Here is a 2449-nt window from a genome sequence, read left to right on the forward strand (position 1 = left end):
GGATTCTCTCGTTAGGAACTAGCGAGACTGCCGATGGAGGCAACGTCAGACCAAGCAGGGGTCGCAAGACATCTGTGAGGCGGTCGCCCTCGAAGTCGGAAGCCCGCTCTCTATCCGTAGGATGAGAGTCGGGTAGTTCACTCTTTAAACCCCAAGCTGCGAGAATCCCAACGCAGTCTTAACATCCGCCAAAGTCCGATCGGCGATCGAGGCAGCGCGATCTCTACCGTTACGGAGAATCGACTCTAGATAGGTTTTATCGGCGATGACTTCTTGATATTTGGCTTGAATCGGGCGAAGATGTTCGATCGTTGCTTCGGTCAATAATGGTTTGAATTGACCCCAGCCGAGATCTTGACATTCTGCGGCTACATCGGCTTTGGACTTGCCAGACATCAGCATGTAAAGAGTCAGGAGGTTGCGACATTCCGGTCGATCGATCGACTCGAATGTCAGTCCGCGTTCGAGATCTGTTTTACATTTTTTGATTTTTTTCTCAATCAAATCGGGACTATCTAATAAATTGATCCGGCTCAGATCTGAGGGATCGGATTTGGACATTTTTTTAGTACCGTCAGTCAGACTCATCACTCGTGCGCCATCGGCTTGAATTAGTGCGTGCGGTAGCTTGAAGACGGGTTGTTTCTTGGCAAATTGATGGTTGAATCTGACGGCAATATCCCGCGTTAGTTCGAGATGTTGTTTTTGATCTTCGCCTACTGGCACTTCATCGGCTTGATAAAGCAAAATATCCGCAGCCATTAAAACGGGATAATCTAGCAACCCAACGTTGACATTTTCGCCTTGCTTGATCGCTTTTTCTTTAAACTGAATCATGTCTTCAAGCCAATTGAGGGGCGTGACACAATTGAGCAGCCAGGTGAGTTCGCTGTGGGCGGGAATATGGGATTGGATAAAAATACTCGCATCCTCCGTACTGATGCCACAGGCGAGATAGAGAGCGGCGATCGTGTAACTATTGGAGGCAAGAATTTGGGGATCGTGGGGTGCCGTAATGGCATGCAGATCGACAACGCAAAAATAATTTTCGTACTGATGTTGTTGTTCGACCCAATTACGAATCGAGCCTAAGTAATTACCCAGGTGCAAATTACCAGTTGGTTGGATGCCAGATAAAACACGTTTTTTCATCATAAACAGTTGACTCTACCGCACCTTGGCGGCTAGATTCTCGATCGCAAGGCTTTTTATTATAGCAAACCGTTCGATCGAAAATTTTCGCGATGTATTGCGCTCCCCGCTCCCCGCAAAATAGTTACTTTTGCCCAAGACTACTACGCACTTTTTGGCACGACCGTACACGAATTTGAGGCACTGCTGCTGAGTTCGCCAGAAGCCATCCCCAGTTGTTCGATTTTAGTCTGCATGAGCTGGTGAAAACTGGGATTATTAAACCGCTTGGCTGACAATGCGCCGAGAATCATCACCGTGCGGGCTGCTTCTGGTTGACCCAGATGATAAAGTGCTAAACCCTCGGCATAAAATCCCGTTTCATCCCGATCGACTAATCGTTCCAAACCGCGATCTTGCAGCGATCGCGCTTGCTCGAAATCAGCCATCGCTGCGGCTGTATTGCCTAGCTCATAATGAACGACGCCTCGATGATACCTTGCCGAAACGTAGTGGGGTGAAAGCTCGATCGCGCGGCTAAAATTCTTGAGCGCGGTATGGTGCAAACCCGATAGGCCATCGACGACGCCCGATATATAGTTAGCCCAAAAAGAAGCATTATCGAGTGCTTTAACACTCCGACAATCTTGTTTGGCCCGAGTATAATCATTTTTTCTAAAGTGAATCCAACTCCTTTGAATATAGGCATCGGCGTATTCGGGATCGAAGTCGAGCGTAATGTCAAAATCTAACAATGCCAATTCGAGATCGCCAAGTTCGACAAAAATTAGGCCGCGTCGAAAATAAGCATTGATAAATTTGGGATTTAATTCGATCGCCCGATTGCAATCCTTCAAAGCAGCTTGGCGATCGCCCAGACCGCGATGTACTTCGGCGCGATCGTTGAATACGGCAGCCTGGGGTTTACGATCGATCGTGATGTTGAAATCAGCTAAGGCACCGGGCAGATCGCCCATTTTTTGGCGAGCGCGCCCGCGTGCGTGATGAAAGACTGGTTGTCCGGCTTGTAAAGCGATCGCCCGATCCAGATCGATCGATGCCTGAGGCAGTTTTTCTAGTCGTTCGTAACAGATCCCGCGATAGCAGTAGCCATTTGGATCTTGAGGATAATCCTCAATATGCCGATCCAGACTGGCTAAGGCAATTTGATAGTTTTCCAGCTTGACAAGAGCCACCGCATTCAACCAGCGGGCGGACGGATGGGCAACCCGTTCGAGAATATATTTGCAGTCAACTAAGACTTGATAGTAATTTTTGAGGCTTTTGTTGACCGAGGCACGCTGATAATAAAAATCAA

Annotated in this window: 2 protein-coding genes; both read right to left on the reverse strand. The window is 48.1% G+C overall.

Going from position 1 to position 2449, the window contains the following annotated elements; genetic code table 11:
* Positions 1–144 precede the first annotated feature (144 nt).
* A complete protein-coding gene (gene trpS, locus RMO84_RS12495) occupies positions 145–1155 on the reverse strand; it encodes a tryptophan--tRNA ligase (protein ID WP_310488779.1) in 1011 nt (336 codons plus the stop codon).
* Between the two features lie 140 nt (positions 1156–1295).
* Positions 1296–2449, reverse strand: a 1154-nt coding sequence (locus tag RMO84_RS12500) for a tetratricopeptide repeat protein (protein ID WP_310488780.1), incomplete at its 5' end; no start/stop codon positions are given.

Origin of the sequence: Chamaesiphon sp. VAR_69_metabat_338 (genome assembly GCF_031423935.1) — a bacterium.
In the GTDB taxonomy this organism is placed as follows: Bacteria; Cyanobacteriota; Cyanobacteriia; order Cyanobacteriales; family Chamaesiphonaceae; genus Chamaesiphon.

Excerpts from the sequence above, each read along its gene's own strand:
- trpS (WP_310488779.1), bottom strand. The coding sequence starts at position 1,155 with ATGATGAAAAAACGTGTTTTATCTGGCATCCAACCAACTGGTAATTTG.